A 21,729-nucleotide genomic window follows, 5' to 3' on the forward strand; every position below is an offset into this window, starting at 1 on the left:
GGCCTTAAGGGCAGATTCGATGTCCACCATCTTTGATCTCCACGCCACTGTTCTGGACGACTATCGCGATTTTGTCCGCTCCTTTTTTCTCATTGGCGACCAACGGGCGCAAGCCTTTGTGAATCAAGCTCTAGAGGAAGGGATCCACCTCTGGCCAGAACCCCTCCTCCAGCTCAGCCCTAGTTATGTATCTGGTCCAACCGTTGACGAGTTGGCCGAGGCGGGGCGCATTGCCCAAGAAACAGCCCGCATTTTCCGCTTTGAGGATGGCAGACCCTTCCGCCTCTACCGCCACCAGGAGGAAGCTGTTGCCAAGGCCCTAGCAGGCAAGAGTTTTGTCGTTACCAGCGGCACCGGCTCTGGCAAAAGCCTTTGCTACTTCTTGCCCATCATTGACAACTGGATTCGCCAGGGGGGATCCCGTCATCAGGTGGTGGCCATTGTGGTCTACCCCATGAATGCCTTGGTGAACTCTCAATACCAGTCTTTGCAAGCCCTGTGCGAGCGGTACGAGCGCAACTACCATCGCCCTTTTCCGCTGCGCTTTGCCAGATACACCGGGGAAACTTCGGAAAACGAACGAGACCAGCTACGGCGGGATCCACCTCAAATTCTGCTCACCAACTATGTGATGGCAGAACTCCTCCTGGTTCGTCCTGAAGATCAGCGGTTTTTGAATCCCGAGATGGGAGGGCTGCGCTTTCTGGTCTTTGACGAGCTGCACACCTACCGAGGCCGGCAGGGGGCCGATGTGGCGATGCTGGTTCGCCGCCTCAAGGGACGCTGCGCCGCCAAGGACTTGGTTCACATCGGCACCAGCGCCACCATGATTGCTCGGCCAGAGGCCAGTGCCCTGGAGCGCCGCCAGACCGTGGCCGACTTCGCCAGCCGCTTCTTTGGCCATCCCTTCACACCGGAGCAGATTATCGAGGAGACCCTGGCCCCTTTGAGCGAAAGTGGCCCGCCTTCACCTGAAGAGCTCAAACCCGCCCTCGATCCCCCCTGGCCCACCGACCTAGCTAGCCTGCGCCGCCACCCCTTGATGCGCTGGTTGGAGTACGAGCTGGGCCTGGAGCAAAGTCCCGATGGCAGCTTCAGGCGCCGCGTGCCCCGGGAGCTTTCCAAGGTAGCTGCCCAACTGGCAGAGCTGACCAGCACTACCCCTGAGAGCTGCACCGAGTCCCTACGCCAGTTTCTGGCCCACGCCAGCAGCCTGCGGGAGGGCTCTAGCCGCGGCCCGGCCTTGAAGTTGCACCAGTTTATCTCCCAGGGCCGCACCCTCTATGCCACCCTGGAAAGTCGGGACAAGCGGCAGTTTTCCCTGGAAGGACAAGTGCAAGCAGGGGAAGGAAAGCTGTTTTTCCCCGTCAAGTTCTGCCGCCACTGTGGCCAGGACTACTACCACGTCCTCAGGTCAAAGACTCACTTCCTGCCCTATCCTCTGGGGGAAGAGGTTGAGGAAGGCGAAGACCAGCAGGCCGGCTACCTCAGCTTGGATCCCATTGACAACGAGTGGTCGCTGGAGCAGATCCCGGAAGATTGGTACACCCCTGAAAACCGGCTCAAACCCCACTGGAAAAAGCGCGTCCCCCAAGCAGTTTGGGTACGCCCGGACGGCTCCTTTTCCGAGGTGCCTCAGGCAGAGGCCCAGAAGCTGTGGTGGCAGCCCCAGCCCTTTTCTCTTTGCCTAGCTTGCGGCGAGTACTACAGTGGGCGGGAGCGGGAGTTCGCCAAGCTGGCTTCCCTCTCCAGCGAAGGCCGCTCCAGCGCCACCACCATTCTGGCCACTTCTCTGCTGCGCCATGCCGCTCAGACGGGTGCAGCCCGCGGCAAGCTGCTCACCTTTACCGACAACCGCCAGGACGCCTCCCTGCAGGCCGGCCACTTCAACGATTTTGTGCATGTGGCCCTTCTGCGGGCCTCGCTCTATGCTGCCCTGCAGGAGAAAAAAGAGCTGGACTTCTCAGAGGTAGCCCCGGCAGTGGTGCAGGCCTCAGGCTTGAGCCTTGCCGACATTACCCAAAACCCCGATTTGGATCCCGACTCGCCCAGTGCCGAGGAAGTGTGGCAGACCTTTAGCGAGCTAACCGAATACCGGCTCTATGAAGATCTGCGGCGCGGCTGGCGGGTTACCCACCCCAACCTGGAACAGGTGGGCTTGTTGAAAATCGAATACCGCAGCCTCAGGGAGCTTTGCCAAGGCTCGGCCCTGGCCCCTCTCCACCCCTGGTTTGTCCAGGCCGAGGTTGAGGAGCGGGAACGCCTGCTGCGGGCTGTTTTGGATCAGTTTCGGCGCAAATTGGCCATCGATGTGCGCCTGCTCAAAGCCGAGTCCCAGAGAACGCTGCGCCGACGGGCCGAGCAACACCTCAACGAGTTTTGGGGCCTAGAAGAGTACGACGAGCTGCGGACGGCCACCTGCTTTGTCCGCCAAAGCTGCGACGGAAAGGACATAACAACTTTCAGCCTGGGCCCCCGCAGCGCCCTCGGACGCTTTCTTGCCAAGCGCCTTGGGCTAACCCGGGAAACCTACGATGAGCTTTTGGGATCCCTGCTTTCTCTCCTAGTTAGCTACGACCTGCTGCGGCGCCACTCGGAGAATGGCCAGGAAGCCTACCAGCTCAACGCTGGCTGTCTGCGCTGGTGCCTGGGCAATGGCTCGCCGCCGCCAGATCCTCTGTATTCCCGCCGGGCCGAGCAGAGCGGCTACTCCTCTGCCCGCCGCCCCGTTAATCTCTTTTTCCAGCGCCTCTACCAGGCCGGGGCAGCAGGGCTGGGATCCCTGGAGGCTAGGGAGCACACTGCCCAAGTGGTTCGGCCAGGAGAGCGGGAGCAGCGAGAAAGGCGCTTTCGCGGGGAGGATCAAGCTCGACGCCTTCCCTATTTGGTGTGCTCGCCAACCCTGGAGTTGGGGGTCGATATTGCCGATTTGGATCTGGTGCATCTGCGCAACGTGCCCCCCACACCCGCCAACTACGCCCAGCGCAGCGGTCGGGCAGGCCGCCAGGGGCAGCCGGGACTCATCATCACCTATTGCGGGGCTTTCAATAGCCACGACCAGTACTACTTCCGCCGCCGCCCCGAGATGGTGGCCGGTCGCGTGCGCCCTCCCCGCCTGGATCTAGCCAACGAATCGCTGCTGCGCGCTCACATCCACGCCGTTTGGTTGGCTCAGGTGCGCCTGCCCCTAGGCAATTCCATTGAAACCGTCATCGACGCGGATCGGGAAGAGCTGCCCCTCAGGGAGACAGTGGCCCAGCAAATCCAACTTGAGGAGTCTGCCCGCCAACAAGTGAAGGAGCAGGTGCAGAAGCTGCTGGCCGCCGATCGCCAACTCCTAGATAAAAGCGGCTGGTTTAGCGAGCGCTGGCTTCAGCAGGTCATTGAAGAGGCACCCCAGGCTTTTGACCGAGCTTTCGATCGCTGGCGAGAGCTCTATCGGGCTGCCACGCAGCAGTTGGAAGCCGCTAACCGCCAGCTCCAGACGACTCGCCAAAAGAAAGACCAACAGGAAGCCGAGCGCCGCCAGCAAGAAGCCCTGCGCCAGCGCAACTTGCTGCTGCAGATTGGAACCCAGCGGGAGGAAAGCGACTTCTATCCCTACCGCTATTTGGCTAGCGAAGGCTTCTTGCCCGGCTACAACTTCCCTGCCTTGCCGGTGCGGGCCTGGGTGCCCCGCGGCAGCGAGGGCGAGTTCATCGCCCGGCCTCGCTTTTTGGCTATCCGCGAGTTTGCTCCCCACAACTTCCTCTACCATGAGGGCTGCCAGTGGGAAGCAGTGGCGTTTCAGGCTCCGCCCGGCGGCCTGGAGGAGCGCAAAAGTAGCCACAAGCTCTGTTTTAGCTGTGGGGCCTTTGCCGATCCCCACCTGGATTGCTGCCCCGTCTGCGGCACCCAGTTCGATGGGCAAAACAGCCTCTTTACCCAGCTTCTGGAAATGCCCAATGTGCGCATGCGGCGGCGGAATCGCATCACAGCTGACGAAGAGGAGCGGCGGCGGCAAGGCTACGAGCTGCAGACCTTCTTCCAGTTTGCTCCCGAAAGCTCTGGCTACCGCGTCCAAGAAGCTGATGTGCTGAGCGGACAAACTCCCCTGCTGCAGTTGCGCTATGCCCCGGCGGCCACCCTGCTACGCATCAACCACGGCTGGCGGGGAAGTGGAGGGCGCGGCTTTTTGGTCAACTTTGAAAATGGGGAAGTTCCCTCGCGAGATCAGCTTGAGCGGAACAGGGCAGGCTCGTCCAACCCAGTCCCCCTGCAGTCCATTCGCCTGGCGGTGCGCAGTACCCAAAACCTGTTGCTGGTGCGCCTAGTTCAGCCAGGGGTGGAGAATCCGCAGGCCCTGGAGACCACCCTGCGCTATGCCCTCAAGCGAGGGATCGAAGAGACCTTTGAGCTAGAAGAGACAGAGCTGGCCGCCGAGTGCATCGGCCAGGGATCCCATCAGGCCATGCTCTTCTACGAAACAGCAGAAGGGGGCGCTGGCGTCCTGCGGCGCCTGGTGGAAGAGCCCCAGGCTCTAGCGGAAGTGGCCCAAGTGGCGCTGGAGATCTGTCACTTCCAGCTTTCAGAGGCCGGGATCCAAGACCTGCGGCCCGAATGCCGAGCAGCCTGCTACGAATGCCTGCTCAGCTATGCCAACCAACGGGAAGCGCTGCAGCTTGACCGCTATCAGATCCGGGATCTTTTGGGCCTGCTGGTCAACAGCCGCACCGAGCTGCGCTCCCTGGGTCGCTCCCGCCAAGAGCACCTGGAGTGGCTGCGCCAGCTCCTGGACCCTCGCTCTGAACTGGAGCGCCGCTTTCTCGAAACGCTGGCAGCAGGAGGGTATCGGCTGCCTGAGGATGCCCAGAAAGCCATTGCCGATCCCGACTGCGTCGTTGACTTCTTCTACAGCCCCAACATCTGCATCTTCTGCGATGGCCCAGTCCACGACCAGCCTGCCCAAGCGGAACGGGATCGCCAACTGCGCTCGCAGCTGCAGGGACGGGGCTACCGCGTGCTTGTTCTGCGCTACAACCAAGATTTGCAAGAGCAGCTGGCTCGCTACCCAGAAGTATTTGGCAAGGGCAGCTAGTCCTGCTGGTGGGAAAACAGATAAGCTCCCACAAAAGCCAGGATTACCGCCAAGCCGCCCAAAACTCCCACCGTGTACCAGGGAAACTCCGCAAGCGGCTGGTAGGCGGCTGCCCGCATGCCAATGCTGGCGTAGGAAAGGGGCAGGCAATAGACCAGCACCTGCAGGTAGGTCGGCAACTGGGCGGGATCGAAAAAGGTGGCCCCCAGAAAAGACATGGGCGTAATCAAAAAGTTGGTTAGCACGCCCACACTCTCCAGGCTGGGCACCTTCAAGCCAGCAATTACCCCAATGCCGGCAAAGACGGCGCAATCCAAAAGTAGAACCAACAGCGACAAGGGGTGAAGCAGGCCCCAGGCCCCCGTACCCAGCACCCCCACCGCCAACACCCCCAAGGCCGTCAGCAGGCCGCGGGCAATGCCCGCCAGCACCTTGCCCAGATGCAAAGACAAGGGGTGCACCGGCAACAGCAGCAGCTCTTCAAAGCTCTTGGTAAATAGCCGCGATCCACAAATGGAGAAGGTGGTGCCGGCAAAGCTGATGGTCATGGCTGAAAGAGCCACCATCCCCGGCAAAATAAAGCGCAAATAAGAACCTGCCGCCGTGGATCCGGCCACCTCGGCCAAAGCTTCGGCCCGCAGGGATCCCCCTAGGCCCACCCCAAAGGCAACAATGTAGATGAGGGGAGCCACCAGCCCCGAGGCCACCACCTGCCAAACTCGCCCCCGCAGATCCAGCCAGTCGCGCCAGAAGATGGTTAAACTGTCTTCCCAGATTCGCTGATAGGGTAGGGTCAGGGCACGGTTCACCATACGTTTTCCTCGCCGTTCACGGGTTTTGGGCTTGCCGTCTTGTGTCCGATTTTCTGCCACCACTCCGGTTGGGCACCGTTGGCTAATAGCCGTAGTAGTTGGAACGCCACCAAGCCACCGGCAGCGCCAATGCCTTGCTGAGAGTGGACACGTAAGCGCGGGTGCGAAAAACCTGGTAGTGGTTGCGCTCGATGGCGTTGAGAATCTGCCGGTAGAGCATCAAGGAAGCGGCTACCGGCCAGCGGGAGTCCGGCTGCAGGGTAGGGATCCCCCGTTCCGCTTGGGCATAGAGCTCTCTAGCCCGCCGGATCTCATAGTCCATCAAAGCCATCCAGCGCTCGTCAATAACATAGTTAAACAGGTCCCGCTCGGAGTAGTTGAAGCGGCGCAGATCTTCCAGGGGGATGTAGATCCGCCCGCGGCGGGCGTCCTCTCCCACATCCCGCAAGATGTTGGTTAGTTGCATGGCGATCCCCAGCGCCACCGCCTCCTCGCGGCCATCCCGGCCCGGCACAAATCCCATGATCTCCGAGCACATCAGCCCCACCACCCCAGCCACGCGGTAGCAGTAGACCCGCAGATCCTCCCAGGTGGCGTAGCGCCGCGTATCCAAGTCCATGCTCTGCCCCCGCAGCATCTCGCGAAACGGCTCGATGGAAAGGCGGTAGGTGCGGATGGTGTGGATCAAAGCGAGGTCCGTGGGGACTTGCGGCTCGCCTCCCTGGAAGAGCGACTCCAGATGGGATCCCCACTGCTCCAGCTTGCTGCGGGTGACCTCCACCTCTGCCTGGCTGGCTTCCAGTCCATCCAGCAACTCATCGGTTTGCCGCAGCCAAGCGTAGATGGCCCAGATGGCCCGCCGTTTGGACTGGGGCAAGAGCAGGGATCCCAGGTAGAAAGTCTTAGCGTGCTTGGCCGTAATCTGGCGACAGAGGGCAAAAGATTGCTCAAGCGGACTCATCTGGCTATCTCCAGGAGCACAGGGCCAGGATAGAGAAGGAAGAGGAACGGCGAGGGCACATATCAACACTACGGGAAAGCGGACGCCGCGGATAGCCTAGAAGAGGTTGTGGGGAAAAGAAAGATTCAAAAGGCATAGGAGGCGGACGGCGGAGAGCTAGACCCCCGCAGCTGCCAGAGTTGAGGCCGAGACAGAAGCGCGTTGAAATGGGATCCCCTTGTTGATGGCCTCCGCCGCCCACTTGCCGGAGAGGATGGCCCCCTCCATGCTGCCCAGGAAGGGCTGTAGGGTGTAGCTGCCCGCCAAGAAGAAGTTGGGAATAGGGGTAACTTGAGTGGGGCGATACTGCTGTCTGCCAGGGGTAGCCTTGTAGACCGAGCGCGGCGTTTTCACCACCACCCACTTGCGCACGCGGGCGGGGTTGGGGCCGGTAAGGTGCTGGGGAAAGAGTTTTTTCAGTTCCTCCAGCGTGGCGGCAAAGATCTCCTCATCGCCGCGATCAATCCACTCGGCAGCCGGAGCCAGCACCAGCTCCAACATGGACCGCTCCGGATCGGCATAGGCCCGGCAGGTGTTGCTCATGTCGGCATACACGCTCAATAGCGGCGAGCGGGAAAACAAGGAGTGATCGATGTGAGTAATCTTGCGGTCAAACCAGATCTGCAGGCTAATTACTGGCACCCCCTCCAGTTCACGCAGCTTTTGGAAAAAGGGGATCCCCCACCACTGCGCCGGCAGCAGCTCCTTGAGCGCGTCCACCGAAAGGGCCGAGACATAGGCATCGGCAGTCACCTCCACCGGCCCAGAGGGGGTGGCTAAGCAAAACCCGGCCACGCTGTTATCGAGGTTGAGACGAATGTCCTGCAACGCCGCCTTCAAATGCACTTCCCCCCCACGGGCGACAATGTAGTCCACCATCGGCTGGCAGAGCCGCTCTGGGGGAGCGCCGTCTAGGTAGGCAATCCTAGAGCCATCTTTTTGCTGCAAAAAGCGGTTCAAGGCCGTCAGGGGCACCATGGCCGAGATCTCCTCCGGGTTGATGAAGGCCAGGGCCTTGGAGACGGCAATGAAAATATCGGTGTTGACCCGCTCGTCAATACCCTGCCGCCGCAGCCATTCCAAGAGGCTATAGCGATCCATCTGCTCCACATAGCGCTGGCCGCGAATCATGGCCGGCACCAGCCCCAGGGCAAACTTCACCTTTTCCCCCCAGGTGAGCATGTCGTTGTTGCGCAAGATGCCGACAATGGCGTTGAAAGGAGCGGGAATATCCGGCAGGTCAAAGCGGGAATAGGTGCCCGGCTTGTCCGGCTGGTTGAAAATCAAGCTGTGTTCCTTCCACTGCAGGCGATCGGAGATGCCCAGCTCCCGGAACAGCTGCAACGTGTTGGGGTAGGCGCCAAAAAAGTTGTGCAGCCCCGTCTCGATCCAGTCGCCGTCGGCATCTTTCCAGGCAGCCACCAGGCCACCCAAAACATCCCGCCGCTCAAAGAGGAGCGGTTGATGCCCGGCATCGCAGAGATACTTGGCACAGGCCAGCCCGGCCAGCCCGCCACCAGCAATGGCAACACGCATGAGGGTAACGACAAAGCAACATTTTTATTCTATTTGCAAACCGTTACAATTGCCGGGGCCAAGGGGCAGACGGAAGGCCGACCCAGCAAAAGCAGCGGAACAAGGGGATCCCGAAGCCCATCTGTCTCACTGCCGGGATCCCAATCGCTGGTAGGATACATACGGAAGAAAAAATAAAGATTTTCTGCAGTCCGGGGGAAAACAACGATGGCCAAACAAACACTGGGATCCCTGCTGTCATCCGGCTTTGATCTGGCCGGCAAGCGTGTGCTGGTGCGAGCCGATTTCAATGTCCCCTTGGACGCCCAGGGCAACATTACCGATGACACCCGCATTCGGGCTGCTCTGCCCACCGTCCAGGCCCTCACCCAGGCAGGCGCCAAAGTGATCCTCACCAGCCACCTGGGCCGCCCCGTCAAGAAGGACAAAGAGACAGGCGCGGTTAAGGTCGCCCGCGAGGGCAATAGCCTGGCCCCCGTGGCCACCCGTCTTTCTCAGTTGCTGGGCCAGCCGGTCGCCTTTGCCCCCGATTGCATCGGCCCTGAGGCCGAGGCGGTAGTGAACCGCCTGGAAAACGGCCAGGTGGCCCTGCTGGAAAACGTCCGCTTCTACCCAGAAGAGGAAGACAACGACCCGGAATTTGCCCGCAAGTTGGCCTCACTGGCCGACCTGTTCGTCAACGACGCCTTTGGCAGTGCCCACCGCGCCCACGCCTCTACTGCCGGCGTCACCGCCTACCTCCAGCCTGCTGTGGCTGGCTACCTGGTGGAAAGGGAGCTGCAATTCCTCTCCGGCGCCATTGAGGATCCGCGGCGCCCCTTGGCGGCCATCATCGGCGGCTCCAAAGTCTCCACTAAGATCGGCGTCATTGAGCGGCTCCTGGAAAAAGTGGACAAACTCCTGCTGGGCGGCGGCATGATCTTTACCTTTTACCAAGCCCAAGGGATCCAAACCGGCAAGTCTTTGGTGGAAACCGACAAGCTGGATCTGGCCCGCTCCCTGATGGAAAAAGCCAAAGAGCGGGGGGTGGAGCTGCTGCTGCCGGTGGATGTGGTGGTAGCCGATAGGTTTGACAAAGATGCCCAGGCCCAGACCGTTTCCATCCACGCCATCCCCGAGGATTGGATGGGCTTGGACATTGGCCCAGAATCGGTAAAAGCTTTTCAGTCCGCCCTGCAGGGGTGCCAAACCGTGGTCTGGAATGGGCCAATGGGCGTGTTCGAATTCGACCGCTTTGCCCTGGGCACAGAAGCCATTGCCCGCACCCTGGCCGATCTCACTCAAGCGGGAGCCACCACCATCATCGGCGGGGGAGACTCGGTGGCTGCCGTGGAAAAAGTGGGCCTGGCCGACAAAATGACCCATATCTCCACCGGTGGCGGAGCCAGCCTGGAGCTATTGGAAGGGAAGGTGCTGCCCGGCATTGCCGCTCTCACAGAAGCGTAGGTTCCTCCTTCGGGTCGCAGCCCCTCCAATCCAAAAACCAAGCCAAAAAGTAGGGGCTGGATTCAGCCCCTCCTAACTTTAGTCGGTGTAGATCGCTGCAGCGATGGCGAGACAGGATCCGGCTTAGTGCACCACCACTTTAACGTTGGCGTTGTTCAGGCCAGGACGCTTCACCTCGGCCAAGGTCTTGTTGACGGCGTACTTCTGGTTGATGGAGTTGATCAACTCGGTTTGGTTGTGCTTCTTGGCCACGCCCCACAGATCGGCGATCAGGTCGTAGGAACCGTCGGGATTCTTCGACCAGCCCAGATCGTAGTCGCCTTCCAACTGAGCCACGATGTCAGCGCGAACACGCTGGCCGTTGTAGCCACGCACGTCGGCGTTCAGCTTAACGGTGTAGCCGAGATCGCGCAGAGAGTTGATCAGGACTTGACCGTCAGTGATTTTGGTACGCAGGGTGCTAAAATGAGACATGGTGTTTCTCTCCTTTGTATAGGGGTTGGAACATCGACACAAACAATGGGCACTGTTCTTTGGGGAAGGTTTGGGCCCTGCCGTCCCTGCTTCTGTCAAGGTAGCTTTGGATCCTCACCTCCTCCTAGAACTCCAGCCGCTGGTACTCGGCTACAGAGGCCGCTGCAGGCCGAGCCCGCTGCTGGGCCCATTCCCTCAACGCTACCACTTGCTCCGTCATGGTGCGAGATAGCGGTTGAGTTGCTTTCGTTGCTGCCAGAATGTCCAGCTGGGTAAACTCACGGTTCTGGGCAAACGCTTCGTACATGGCAGCAATCAAAACTTGTTCGATCTCCGCGCCGGAGAAGCCTTCACAGGCTGCGGCCAACTGGCGCAGATCAAAGCGGCTGATGTCGCGCCGCCGCTTCTTCAGGTGGATCCGAAAGATCTCGATGCGCTCGTTGATGTTGGGCAAGTCCACGAAGAAGATTTCGTCAAAACGGCCCTTGCGCAAGAATTCACCCGGCAGACGATCCACACGGTTGGCCGTGGCCATGACAAAAACCGGCGAGCGTTTCTCCTGCATCCAGGTCAGGAAGGAGCCAAAGATGCGGCTAGAGGTGCCCCCGTCAGAATCGCTGGAGCCTGCTGATCCAGCAAAGGCTTTGTCCAGCTCGTCGATGAAAAGGATGGCAGGGGCGAGAGATTCAGCAGTTCGCAGGGCACTGCGCAGATTCGCTTCCGATTTGCCCACCATGGAGCCATCATAAACGCGGCCCATGTCCAGACGCAGCAGGGGCAGGCCCCAGAGACGGGCAGTGGTCTTGGCGATCAGCGACTTACCGCAGCCAGGCACGCCCAGGATCAGCATACCCTTGGGTTGGGGCAGTCCATAGGCGCGGGCCCGCTCAGTGAAGGCCTCAGAACGTTGCAGCAGCCAGCGCTTCAGCTCTTCCAGACCGCCAACGGCGTCGATGGTCTCGTCCTCTTCGATAAACTCGAGAATGCCGTTGCGCCGGATCAGTTGCTTCTTCTCAGAGAGGATGATGTCTACTTCTGCCTCGGTGAGGCGACCATGCATCACCACAGCCTTGCGGTAGACTTTTTCTGCCTCGTCCTGCGTTAGGCCCAGGGCCGCCTTGAGCAACTTTTCGCGGGTATCAGGAGCCAAAGGCAGGGAGCGCGGGATCTGCTCCAGCTGGCGGTTGAGGGCGCGCTCCAATGTGGCCATGTCCGGCAGGGGGAAGTCCACTACGCAAATGTCTTTCTCCAGCTCGACCGGGATCACCTGCACCGGCGACATGAGCAGGATGGTTTTGTGGGATCCCTTCAGGCTGGCAATAGCATCCCGCAGCCAGCGCTTCACCTCGGTGTTGTCCAAGAAGTCATGTAGGTCTTTGAAGACGCAGATGGCGGGATCCTTTTGCTCCATTACCCACTGGATGGCGGGCTGGGGGGATTGGGTGTTGTGCTGGGTGAGGCTGCGGGGGTTGCCGTATTCGACGATGCCGTGGGTAACTGTCCAAATGAATAGGCGACGCTGAGGCTTAAGGGTGCGGGCAATTGCTGCCAGAGCCGCTTCTGCCCGTTCCTCCTCTGGAGTCAGCAGGTACAGCAGTGGGTATTGAGCTTGAATGAGGATGCTTAGCTCTTGCATGGGAAACACCAACTGCAGAGGGGAAATTTCAGGAGCCGCCAGAACGGTTGAAAAATGGGGTTCGAGTTGCCTAGGTATTGGATTGCACTTGGGAGTACGCCCTTGTTGGATGGATTTTGAGAGGATTTTAGAAGCCTTCTGTGTTGCTGTCTGCTCCTATCAGCTCAAGTTCCTGAAGGGGGCCCGCTTGGGAGCGTTCTAGCAGGGTACCAGAGCATCCTGCCGTTGCTCTTCCGAGCCAGCAGCCGATCCCCAGTATTCTGGCTCCACCTCTTCAAGGATGGCTTCGGCAGCCGATGTCTGGTGCAGGGAAACCACCTCTCCATCGCGGATAACAAATGGGTGACTACACTTGGGACATTGATGGACACGATAGGCGCTACCTTGTACCCCTTCAATGACCTCTGGGTGAAGCAGATAGAAGGTAATGGCCTTCTCTGCCACTGCCGACATCGGCTCCCGCTCCACGGCAGCCCGAATCTTCAGATTCCGGTGCAGCTCAGGTGAGAGATACAGGGTCACCTTCTGCTTGGACTCTGTGCCTTCCACTACCTCTGGCCGATGATTCATGGCTAACCGCTTTCTTTGAATTGCTTGCCAAACTTGGGGCCTATCATAGCCAGTCTGCCGGCTTGACGGCAAGTTTTTAACAATCTGTAACAAACAATTTTCTTGATGGCCCTCTGTGGATACCTGCGGCTGGGGGAGTAGGCTAGGTGGAAGACAAGGAGCGGAATGTCCAATCCCTATGGAACGCTTGATCAACACCCTCAGCAAAAATTTCTCTAGCTGGGGCCGCCGTGCCCTGGTGCAGGCCAGCGATGGTTTGGCCAGCTTGAGAGACACTGCCGTGGATAACGGCAATCTGTTACTCTGCAAGGCTCGCATCGCGTTCGCGGATGCCAGCTTCACCACCCTAAAGGCAATTCGGTCTCGCTTTGGCGCCAGTCGCTGACGGTTGGGCAGAAGCACCCTGCTAGCCGCCCAGATCTTGCAGCCGATAGAGGCTGGCATAGAGCCCGCTGAGGGCCATGAGCTCGGCATGGGATCCCTGCTCTTTGAGTTCCCCCCGCTGCAGAACCAAGATGCGATCCACATCGCGGATGGTGGAAAGGCGGTGGGCGATGATCAGGGCGGTGCGATCCCGCAGCAGGGTGTCTAGAGCGGATTGCAGGAGGGCTTCGGTGCCCACATCCAGGCTGGCGGTGGCTTCGTCCAAAACCAAGATTTTGGGATCCCGCCACATGGCCCGCACAAAGCTGATAAGCTGTTTCTGGCCGCTGGAGAGGTTGCTGCCCCGCTCTCGCACAGGGGTGGCGTAGCCTTGGGGCAAATTGCGGAGGAAGTCATGCAGGTTGAGTTGGCGGGCGACCTGCTCCACTGCCGCTAGATCTGCCTTCTCTCCTAGGGTGATGTTTTGCTGGATATCCCCGGAAAACAAAAATCCATCCTGCAGGATTACCCCTAGGTGGCGGTGCAGCTCAGCCTGGGGGAGATCCCGAATATCAACGCCGTCAATGCGAATAGATCCCTGGGTTACGTCGTAGAGACGGCAGAGCAAGCGAATGATGGAGCTTTTCCCGGCTCCCGTGGGCCCCACCAGGGCCACTTTTTCTCCGGGGCGGATGGTGAAGGTGAGGTCTTTGAGCACCCACTCCCCGGGGTTGTAGGCAAACCAGACGTGCTCGAACTGCACCTCTCCTCTGGCATTGGGGGGCAAGTGGCGGGGCTGAGCGGGATCCCGGATGGCGACCGGCAGGCTGAGGATGGCATCGATGCGCTCGACGGCGGTGAACCCCGCCTGCAGGGCGGTGAACTTTTCGGCCAACTGCCGCAGCGGGTTGAAAAACCGTTGCGAAAAGAGAATAAAGGCGTAGAGGCTGCCAAAGGTGAGGGGTTCCCTGGGCAGGGGCAGGGATCCCGTCCATCCCCCTCCAACTGAGCCCCTACCGGCTGACATCACCTGCTGCCCGCCCACCCAGAGCAAAGCCGCCACGGCCAGCCAAGACACCCACTCCAAAACGGCAGAAAGGGCAGAATCATAAAGGATGGTTTGATCCACTTCCCGGATGTAGCGGCGGTTCATGGTTTGAAAAATCTCGCTATTGAGCCGCTCCCGCCGAAACAGTTGCACCACGGTAATGCCCAAGATGTTCTCCTGGATCCAGGAGTTCAGCTTGGAGAGTTCTTCGCGCACGCGAAAGTTGGCATCCCGAAAGCGGCGCTGCAACTCGAGGACAACAGCGCTGATGGGCAGGACGATGAGGATTAGCAGCAAGCCCAGATCCCAGCGTTGGCTGAGCATGACCACCGCGATCACCCCCAGAGTAAACAGGTCGCTGACAATGCCGACGGCACCGGTGGAAAAGACATCCCCCAAGGCTTCCACGTCGCTGGTGATGCGGGTGATCAGCTTGCCCACCGGGGTGCGGTCGAAAAACTGAGCCGGCAAGGCCAGAATGTGGGCGAAGAGATCGTCGCGGATGTCGCGGGTCATCAACTGCCCCAGCTTTTGGCTGACATACCCTTCCAGGGCTTGGAAGAGCCAGCGAACCAGTACCGTTAGGATCAACAGCCCCACATAGGGCCAAAGGTCGGAGAGGATCCCGGCCTCACCCTGTTCCAGCGCTCGGGCAATGGGGCCATCCAGAGCCCGCTGCAGAATCAAGGGCTGCACCGCATCCGCTAAGGCCAAAGGGGGCAGAAAGGCCAAGGCCGCCAACACCAGCCTGAGGTGCCGACGGGCGTAGGGCCAGAGCAGCCGCAGCAGCCGCCAATCGCTTTCTCGCCGCGGGCGGGGATCCCTACTTAAATCGGTATCGGGGGGAGAGGCGGCAAGGCTCACAGGCTTACACCCGAGAACAACAAAGACAACTCATAGAGAGCAGTAAACTACCCGACCCTGACTGCTTCTCAGTACAGGGCGGGCTTTCGGCAGCCCTGCAGTTGGCAAGCCAACCACGAACCTCTAGGCTGGTTTACAGCAGCCCCCAAAAGCGCAATCACCTTCGCACCATTCAAATCCGCATCCCCTTCCCAACCGCAGTGCCCGCATTTGAACTGCTTACCCTTGCGATAGGATTGAGCGGAGTCGGGATGAATATGCAGGCACTTGTGGCAGATCTGCGAGGTATAGGCCGCAGGGACAGCTACCACTTTGACACCCGCCCTCACAGCCTTGTATTCGATAAACCGCCGCAGCTGGTAGAACGCCCAGCTATTGCTACGCCGCCGCTCCTCACGACTGCGGGGGTGTTGATTGGTGCGTTCTCGAATGCCGCTTAAGTCCTCAATGGCAATGCAGGCAGAAAGAGATTGAGCTGCTTTAACGATGCGCTTAGCGATACTGTGGTTCACCCAAGCTTGAAAGCGTCTCTCTTTGCCAGACAGCCGTTGCAGCAGTTGACGGCATCGCCGCCTGCAACTGCGGGTGCCCTTACTGGCCTTGCGCTGAAGAGACGCTCTTAACCGACAGTAGTGATCTCGGACTTTGTTCAGCTGCTGTCCATTCCAGTTGTCTCCTTCGGAGGTATGTGCAATGTCTCGCCGTCCCAGGTCAACACCAATCACCTTGTCGGTGTTCTGTTGCTTGGGGGGCTCTGCCTCGACACAAATCTGGATGGAGTAGGAGCCGTCCTTCCGCTGGACTAGGGTGGCCGATTTGGGGTTAGAGCCAGCCAGCATTCCCCTCTGGTAGTTGCCAATGGCTAGCTCAAAGCGTTCTCTTCCATCAACCGTGGTCAGCGACACCGTCCAGTCTTTCTCGCGGAATGAAAAGATACGTGCGTCGTAGGTAACGAACCTACGCTTGAACTCTTTAACCGGACGGTTGCGCTGTCTCGCCACTTTGCGAGCGCCTGCCACCCGTCTGCAGACCTGCTGGGCTAGATTACTGGACAAGCCAAACCGAGCGCGAATCTGGTAATAGCAAAGGGATTGGAGTTTGACTGCGTTGACTACTTTTTCTGGTGTGTTTTGGTTGACCCAGTTCAACGCCTGCACAAAGGCATCCATTGTCGCGTCCAATTTGGCGGCTTGCGACTGGGACACCTTGAGTTTGCAAGCTACAGTCAGGACTTGGGTCATGGTTCTATCATAACTTCCGCATTCTTCCCGACACTGACCCTACGGGTACAGTGCGGGGCTCCTGCGATTTCTAGCTGATCTACTCTAAGCGCTCTCCCTGAGGGAGAGGGAGTTTGGGATCCGCAAGGGTTTCCTCGCCATTGGGAATGGCTATAGCTGCACCCCTAATGGCTCTGGGACGGACGGAAAACTGGCCGCTTCAGGAGCTTCTGGCCGCTCGGTTCGGGCAGGCTGTAGGCAGCTTGATGAGGAGAAACCGGCAATGTCTTACTCAACCTCTTACTCCGTGTCTTACTCGAAAATCTTTTTCCCAGTTTGGGTGGCGGGGCTGCTGTTGTTGATTGGCGGTGGGATCCTGTTTGTCCTGCTGCGGGCTTTTGGGCTACCCATTGGGGAGCTGGCCGACTGGGCCATTGGGATCGCCAGCTTTTGGTGGCTGGTGGTGATCGTCACCCTTCCCTGGAACCTCTACTTTCAGGCCAAGGCCGTTCAGCAGGAGGCGGTTGTGTCTCAGGAACGAGGGATCCCGGTGGAAGATTCAACCTTGGCTTTCCTACAAAAGCTCAGCTGCTGGTCGTTGCGCGTGGCCATTGCCCTGCATGGGCTGTCGGCTCTAGCTTTCTATGGCTTGGCCGTTGGGCAAGTCACCCCCATTGGCTACCCCAGCGCCGTGGCTGCGGTGTTGTTGACGGCTCTGCGCCCGGCCATCCGCGGCTACGAGTATTTGGCCGACCGCTTGGCCCAGTTGCAAGGGCAAATCCGCATCCCTCGCGAAGATGCCCTCGAGCTGGCGGAACGACTAGAGCAGTTGCAGCGCCAAGTCGAGCAGTTGCAGGAGCAATGGGATCCCGGCAAACCTGGCTCTTGGGCCCAACAAGAGGAAGAAACCCGGCGCTACCTACGGCAGGAGCTGGCCGCGCTCAAAGCCCAACTGGAACAGTTGCGGGCCAGCAACGAGCTGGAGCACAGGCAATTGCGCCAGGAGACCCACCAAGCTGTGGCTCAGCTCAGTGTGGATAGCCAGTTTCTCGGCCATGTGCGGGAGATTCTTCGCTTTATCAAGGAAGCTTAGCGGGATCCGTTGTTCAGTCCTTCCAACTGAGCGGAAAACTGAGAAGGAACAAGCTTGGTGCCCACCCCGGCATCGGTCAGCAGCTCCAGCAATAGGGAATGAGGGGATCCCCCATCCAGAATGTGGGCTGCCCGCACCCCTTGTGCCAAGGCGCGAATGCAACACTGCACCTTCGGGATCATGCCGCCCTTGACGACACCGGCTTGGATCAACTGGCGAGCCGTCTCGATATCCAGCAACGTAATCAGAGAGCTGCGATCCTGAGGATCTTTGAGAATGCCAGGGGTGTCGGTGAGCAAAATCAGCTTTTCTGCCCCCAGAGAGGCCGCCAGTTCTCCCGCCACCGTATCGGCGTTGATGTTGTAGGCTTGGCCCGTCTCATCGGCAGCCACACTGGAGATCACCGGAATCTGTCCACCTTCCAATAGGGTTTGCAGCAACTGGGGGTTGATACTGCTCACTTCCCCAACAAAGCCAATCTCCGCCCGGCCCTGGGATCGCGCCTTGATCAAGTTGCCATCTCGCCCGCACAGCCCCACCGCCGATCCGCCGGCCAAGCTGATGAGCTGCACGATCTGCTTGTTGACCTTGCCCACCAACACCATCTCCACTACTTCCATGGTGGCGGCATCGGTAACCCGCAAGCCATCCACAAACTTGAAGGGAATGTCCAGTTTTTGTAGCCAACTGTTGATCTCCGGCCCCCCCCCATGCACCAACACCGGGCGGATCCCCACACAGGCCAGAAAGACGATGTCTCGGAGCACCTCGGCCCGTCGCTCTTGGTGCACCATGGCTGCGCCGCCGTATTTGATGACAATAACGCGGCCCTGGTACTGCTGAATGTAGGGTAAAGCCTCGATGAGGATCTGCGCCCGCGTAAGGGGATCACACGCCGACCCGGTCGCCTCAGAAAGGGAAGAGTTGGTTTGCACTGCTGTAAGTCCCTAGAAGTCCAGAAAACCTGACCTAGAGTATCCCATTCTGCTTGCAAAGCAGATCTCAGGCTTTGGGCGTCAACTGGTGGTTTTTTTTCAAGCTCGCTTCCCCAACCCAAGGACAATTTGGTTGAGGAATCGCCGTCAATCTTCAGGTATGGAACGGGATCGCCAGCAAAGGCAATAGGGACAACCCCAACCAGGCCCAACCCCGAATGGAAGAAGAATGGGGTAGGGGATCGACGGGCCCTGACTCTGCCTGCTGCAGCAGGGCATCGATACGCTCCTGCAGCCGTTGCCCTGAGTCTGAACTCACGGCCATTGCAAAGCCAACCCAGGCCGCCGCCGGTTGCTCCACCACGCCATAGCCCACCACCTGCAGCAGGGCCTCTCCCAACAACAAGGGATCCACCCGTTGGGCCGCCCAGCGATCCGCCCGCAGCTCCCGTAGGGTGAGCAATTCCTCCCACAGGGCCTCGGTGTTGGGCAGCCAGCCGGTGAGGCGTCGCAGCCAGCCCACTCCAAACATCCAGAGGGTATCGCGGTAGTGGCGATGGGCCTCTTCGTGGGCGATTACAGCCCGCAAGTGCTCATCATCCAACTGCTCCAGCAGGCCGCGGCTGACCACCAACTGGGCATTCCACACCCCCACTTGGGCAGCAAAAGGGATCTCCAAATCCAGCACATAGGCCGGAGAGCCATGCAAATCCACATGGGCTAAAGCTTGCAGATGGGCACGTCGATAGGAGCGCCAGTATTCCCAAATCCAGTGCAAGGCCACGCCGCCGGCCACGGCCAGCAACAGCAGAGCACAGCCGTAGCAGAACCAGCCCCCCACCCCGGCCATTTGTCCCCACGGCCCCATCCAGGCCAAGGCCAAAGCAGTGGTCAGCAACAGCAGCGGGGGCAGCAAGAAGTGGATCCAAGCCCGCTGCCAACGTCGGCCCCATCCCCCACTCCTGTCCAGGCGCACCTGGGCTCGCCACAGGCAACTGAGGCCCAAGCCCAGCAGTAACATGCCCAAGTGGCTCATCGCGGATCCCTCCTGGCTTGACGGGCCGCCCGCAGCCGTTCGGCAATCGCCTGCAACTGGGACACACTGGCCTGATCCAGGCTATCGGCAAAGGCTGCCACCGTATCGGGATCCCCCACGGCCAAAAACTGCTGCAGGTGGGTGAAGGCCCTGAGGCTGGCCGCTTCCTGACGCGAAAGACGAGGCCGCCACAGCATGGGCAGATTCCGCCCTTGGGGATCGGTGCGGCGCTCACAGCTCACCCAGCCCTTCTGGCTTAAGCGCTGCAAAACTGTAGTCACAGAGGCATAGGCCAGCTCCCGATCCGGATCGGCCAAGATGCGCTCGTGGATTTGACGGGTGCTGGCACTGCCCAGATCCCAGAGGATCTCCAAGATTTCCGACTCCAGAGGGCCCAGCGACAGTTGCTTGGGACGATGCTTGGGCAACATGAGCCTTTGCCGGTGTAGGAATTTCTATCTAGCTAGATTAACTGTTGGAGTCTCAAGCCCCGCAGCCATTTTAAGGATCCGCTAAGCTCGAAGATGGTGGTTCTTCGTACTGTTTCTTCCCATGGCTGCTCCCACCTACCACACCATCACCTTCGGCTGCCAAATGAACCGCGCCGATACCGAGCGCATGGCCGGGATCCTGGAGTCCCTGGGGTATGTGGCCACCGAAGATGAGTTGCAGGCGGACTTAGTTCTCTACAACACCTGCACCATCCGCGACAATGCTGAGCAAAAGGTCTATTCCTACCTGGGCATCCAGGCGCAGCGCAAGCGCAAAAACCCGGCCATCAAGCTCATTGTGGCCGGCTGTGTGGCCCAGCAGGAAGGGGAAAAATTGTTGCGCCGCGTCCCTGAGCTGGATCTGGTCATGGGCCCCCAGTACGTGAACCGCCTTGGGGATCTGTTGGCGCAGGTGGAAGCCGGAAACCAGGTGGTGGCCACCGAGCCGGTTGAGATCCCAGAAGACATCACCAAGCCCCGTCGCGACAGCCAGGTCACTGCTTGGATCAACGTTATCTACGGTTGCAACGAGCGCTGCACCTACTGCATCGTGCCGCGGGTGCGAGGGCAAGAGCAGTCCCGCCAGCCCCAGGCCATCCGCGCCGAAATCGAAGACGTGGCCAGAGCGGGCTACCGCGAGGTAACGTTGCTGGGGCAGAACATCGATGCCTACGGACGGGATCTGGATCCGAAAACCAACCTGGCCAGCTTGTTGCGCTTCGTCCATTCGGTGGAAGGTATTGAACGGATTCGCTTTGCCACCAGCCACCCGCGCTACTTTACCGAGGAGCTGATCGCCACCTGCGCCGAGCTGCCCAAAGTCTGCGAGCACTTCCACATTCCCTTCCAGGCGGGCAGCAACGAAGTGCTCAAGCGGATGCGGCGCGGCTACACCCACGAGCGCTATCGCCAGATTATCCAGCTCATCCGCCAATACATGCCCGAAGCCGCCATCAGCGCCGATGCCATTGTCGGCTTCCCGGGAGAGACCGAAGCTCAGTTCCAAGAAACCCTGCAACTGGTGCAGGACATTGGCTTTGACCAAGTGAACACTGCTGCCTACTCCCCCCGTCCCGGCACCCCTGCCGCCGAGTGGCCCGACCAGGTGCCTGAAGAGGAAAAAAGCGACCGCCTGCAACGGCTGAACCGACTGGTGGCCGAGGTGGCCGCCGCCCGCAGCGCCCGACTCTTAGGCCAGGTGCAAGAGGTGCTGGTGGAAGGCCCCAACCCGAAAAACCCCCGCCAGGCGATGGGGCGTACCCGCGGCAATCGCTTGGTGTTCTTTGAAGGGGATCCGGAGGAACTGCAGGGATCCCTGGTGCCGGTGCGCATTACCGCCACGCGAGCTTTTTCGCTGACCGGAGAGGCAGTTACCGTCCGCGCGAGCGGGCCATAGGATGAAGGCTCTCACAAACACAACTTTCCCCAGTTCCCTCTTGTCCGATTGCGCCGGCGGAGCGCCTCTCCAGGGAGCTGTTTCGCTGAGAAAAACCATGCCCTCCTGGGTGAACAGCTTTAAGGCAACCGCCAGGCAGTCACTGCCCTTTCCGCCACGCCGACCAGGGCACAACCACCGCCCTAGCTAGCTTTCTTCCGCGCAGCAGTAGAACGGAGCTTCATACACAACGTTTTGGCAACAGCAACAGGCCGGCGCTGGAACAGGCCCCGAATACCTGCCCTGCCTAGCGCAAGATTTCAAAATCCAAAACGGGCTCTGTCTGGGTCACGCGGTAGTACCCGGCCTGGGTACGAACCGAAGCCTGATAGGGACTGGGCAAATCTAGCGAGCGCAGGGGTGGGATGTTGGTGCGTTGGTTCAGCAGCGTGGTGAAGAAGGCGGTGGTCTGCCGGGCCTGGGAGCGCACCACCTCCTCAGGGAAAATGACCGGATCCACATTCCTGCCTGTATCCAACAGGATCCTATCCAGGGCATCTCCCACCGGATAGGAAGGATAGGCAATTTGGGCCAAGGCGGATCCAATCGGGATCCCGGCGGACAGACAACCCAGAAGAATGGCCAAAGTCAGACGCATGTGCTGGGATTCCTCCTGCGCTACAGCTTTTCCTCAACACCGGAAAAAAGGGGAGGTTGGACGTTGCCAATCAACCTTGATCCCCGTGCAGCCTA

At 59.9% G+C, this 21,729-nt stretch carries 17 protein-coding genes; 5 read left to right on the top strand and 12 right to left on the bottom strand.

Annotated features, from left to right (window positions below):
* Positions 1 to 19 precede the first annotated feature (19 nt).
* Positions 20 to 5,077 (top strand): DEAD/DEAH box helicase, encoded by a 5,058-nt coding sequence (locus ACVWZJ_RS07195; RefSeq protein WP_457395540.1) that lies wholly within the window; start codon positions 20 to 22, stop codon positions 5,075 to 5,077.
* On the opposite strand, the gene ACVWZJ_RS07200 is transcribed toward ACVWZJ_RS07195, so the two are convergent.
* The 3 genes from ACVWZJ_RS07200 to pds form a co-directional block, all read right to left on the bottom strand.
* Positions 5,074 to 5,889, bottom strand: coding sequence for an ABC transporter permease (locus ACVWZJ_RS07200; RefSeq protein ID WP_011433299.1), 816 nt, complete (start codon positions 5,887 to 5,889; stop codon positions 5,074 to 5,076). The two genes, ACVWZJ_RS07195 and ACVWZJ_RS07200, sit on opposite strands and share 4 nt — an antisense overlap.
* Before the next feature lie 82 nt (positions 5,890 to 5,971).
* A complete protein-coding gene (locus ACVWZJ_RS07205) occupies positions 5,972 to 6,850 on the bottom strand; it encodes a phytoene synthase (protein ID WP_011433298.1) in 879 nt (292 codons plus the stop codon).
* A 156-nt stretch (positions 6,851 to 7,006) separates the two neighbouring features.
* A complete protein-coding gene (gene pds, locus ACVWZJ_RS07210) occupies positions 7,007 to 8,425 on the bottom strand; it encodes a 15-cis-phytoene desaturase (RefSeq protein WP_011433297.1) in 1,419 nt (472 codons plus the stop codon).
* 207 nt (positions 8,426 to 8,632) lie between these two features.
* On the opposite strand from pds, the gene ACVWZJ_RS07215 reads away from it, so the two are divergent.
* Complete coding sequence (locus tag ACVWZJ_RS07215) at positions 8,633 to 9,871, top strand: phosphoglycerate kinase (protein WP_011433296.1); 1,239 nt, start codon at positions 8,633 to 8,635, stop codon at positions 9,869 to 9,871.
* 123 nt (positions 9,872 to 9,994) lie between these two features.
* Here ACVWZJ_RS07215 and ACVWZJ_RS07220 read toward each other — a convergent pair whose 3' ends face one another.
* The 3 genes from ACVWZJ_RS07220 to ACVWZJ_RS07230 all read right to left on the bottom strand — a co-directional run bounded on the left by ACVWZJ_RS07220 (position 9,995) and on the right by ACVWZJ_RS07230 (position 12,551).
* Positions 9,995 to 10,345, bottom strand: coding sequence for a DUF1257 domain-containing protein (locus ACVWZJ_RS07220; protein WP_011433295.1), 351 nt, complete (start codon positions 10,343 to 10,345; stop codon positions 9,995 to 9,997).
* A 124-nt stretch (positions 10,346 to 10,469) separates the two neighbouring features.
* Entirely contained in the window at positions 10,470 to 11,981 is a 1,512-nt protein-coding gene (gene ycf46 / locus ACVWZJ_RS07225) for a stress-responsive protein Ycf46 (RefSeq protein ID WP_011433294.1), read from the bottom strand.
* Between the two features lie 198 nt (positions 11,982 to 12,179).
* Positions 12,180 to 12,551, bottom strand: coding sequence for a hypothetical protein (locus tag ACVWZJ_RS07230; protein WP_041436554.1), 372 nt, complete (start codon positions 12,549 to 12,551; stop codon positions 12,180 to 12,182).
* 178 nt (positions 12,552 to 12,729) lie between these two features.
* Here ACVWZJ_RS07230 and ACVWZJ_RS07235 point away from each other — a divergent pair, with 178 nt between their 5' ends.
* A complete protein-coding gene (locus ACVWZJ_RS07235) occupies positions 12,730 to 12,936 on the top strand; it encodes a hypothetical protein (RefSeq protein ID WP_041436551.1) in 207 nt (68 codons plus the stop codon).
* A gap of 21 nt (positions 12,937 to 12,957) precedes the next feature.
* Here the strand turns inward: ACVWZJ_RS07235 and ACVWZJ_RS07240 are convergent, their stop codons facing one another.
* Positions 12,958 to 14,826, bottom strand: a complete 1,869-nt coding sequence (locus tag ACVWZJ_RS07240) for an ABC transporter ATP-binding protein (protein ID WP_011433292.1) — start codon at positions 14,824 to 14,826, stop codon at positions 12,958 to 12,960.
* A 68-nt stretch (positions 14,827 to 14,894) separates the two neighbouring features.
* Positions 14,895 to 16,067: an RNA-guided endonuclease InsQ/TnpB family protein gene (locus ACVWZJ_RS07245; protein ID WP_457395545.1), complete on the bottom strand. Its 1,173-nt coding sequence runs from the start codon at positions 16,065 to 16,067 to the stop codon at positions 14,895 to 14,897.
* Positions 16,068 to 16,329: 262 nt separating this feature from the next.
* Here ACVWZJ_RS07245 and ACVWZJ_RS07250 point away from each other — a divergent pair, with 262 nt between their 5' ends.
* Positions 16,330 to 17,139 (top strand): hypothetical protein, encoded by an 810-nt coding sequence (locus tag ACVWZJ_RS07250; protein WP_011433290.1) that lies wholly within the window; start codon positions 16,330 to 16,332, stop codon positions 17,137 to 17,139.
* Here ACVWZJ_RS07250 and argB read toward each other — a convergent pair.
* The 3 genes from argB to ACVWZJ_RS07265 form a co-directional block, all read right to left on the bottom strand.
* A complete protein-coding gene (gene argB / locus ACVWZJ_RS07255) occupies positions 17,136 to 18,074 on the bottom strand; it encodes an acetylglutamate kinase (protein ID WP_011433289.1) in 939 nt (312 codons plus the stop codon). The genes ACVWZJ_RS07250 and argB overlap by 4 nt on opposite strands.
* Positions 18,075 to 18,228: 154 nt before the next feature.
* The gene (locus ACVWZJ_RS07260) at positions 18,229 to 19,110 is read right to left on the bottom strand and encodes a M56 family metallopeptidase (RefSeq protein ID WP_457395549.1); all 882 of its coding nucleotides are present in this window, start codon (positions 19,108 to 19,110) and stop codon (positions 18,229 to 18,231) included.
* The gene (locus ACVWZJ_RS07265; RefSeq protein ID WP_414344770.1) at positions 19,107 to 19,541 is read right to left on the bottom strand and encodes a BlaI/MecI/CopY family transcriptional regulator; all 435 of its coding nucleotides are present in this window, start codon (positions 19,539 to 19,541) and stop codon (positions 19,107 to 19,109) included. Before ACVWZJ_RS07265 ends, ACVWZJ_RS07260 begins: the two co-directional genes overlap by 4 nt.
* 121 nt (positions 19,542 to 19,662) lie before the next feature.
* Here ACVWZJ_RS07265 and miaB point away from each other — a divergent pair, with 121 nt between their 5' ends.
* Positions 19,663 to 20,997, top strand: a complete 1,335-nt coding sequence (gene miaB, locus ACVWZJ_RS07270; protein WP_457395552.1) for a tRNA (N6-isopentenyl adenosine(37)-C2)-methylthiotransferase MiaB — start codon at positions 19,663 to 19,665, stop codon at positions 20,995 to 20,997.
* A gap of 286 nt (positions 20,998 to 21,283) precedes the next feature.
* On the opposite strand, the gene ACVWZJ_RS07275 is transcribed toward miaB, so the two are convergent.
* Entirely contained in the window at positions 21,284 to 21,634 is a 351-nt protein-coding gene (locus tag ACVWZJ_RS07275) for a hypothetical protein (RefSeq protein ID WP_011433285.1), read from the bottom strand.
* Positions 21,635 to 21,729 lie beyond the last annotated feature (95 nt).

Source organism: Thermostichus sp. OS-CIW-29 (assembly GCF_054058195.1).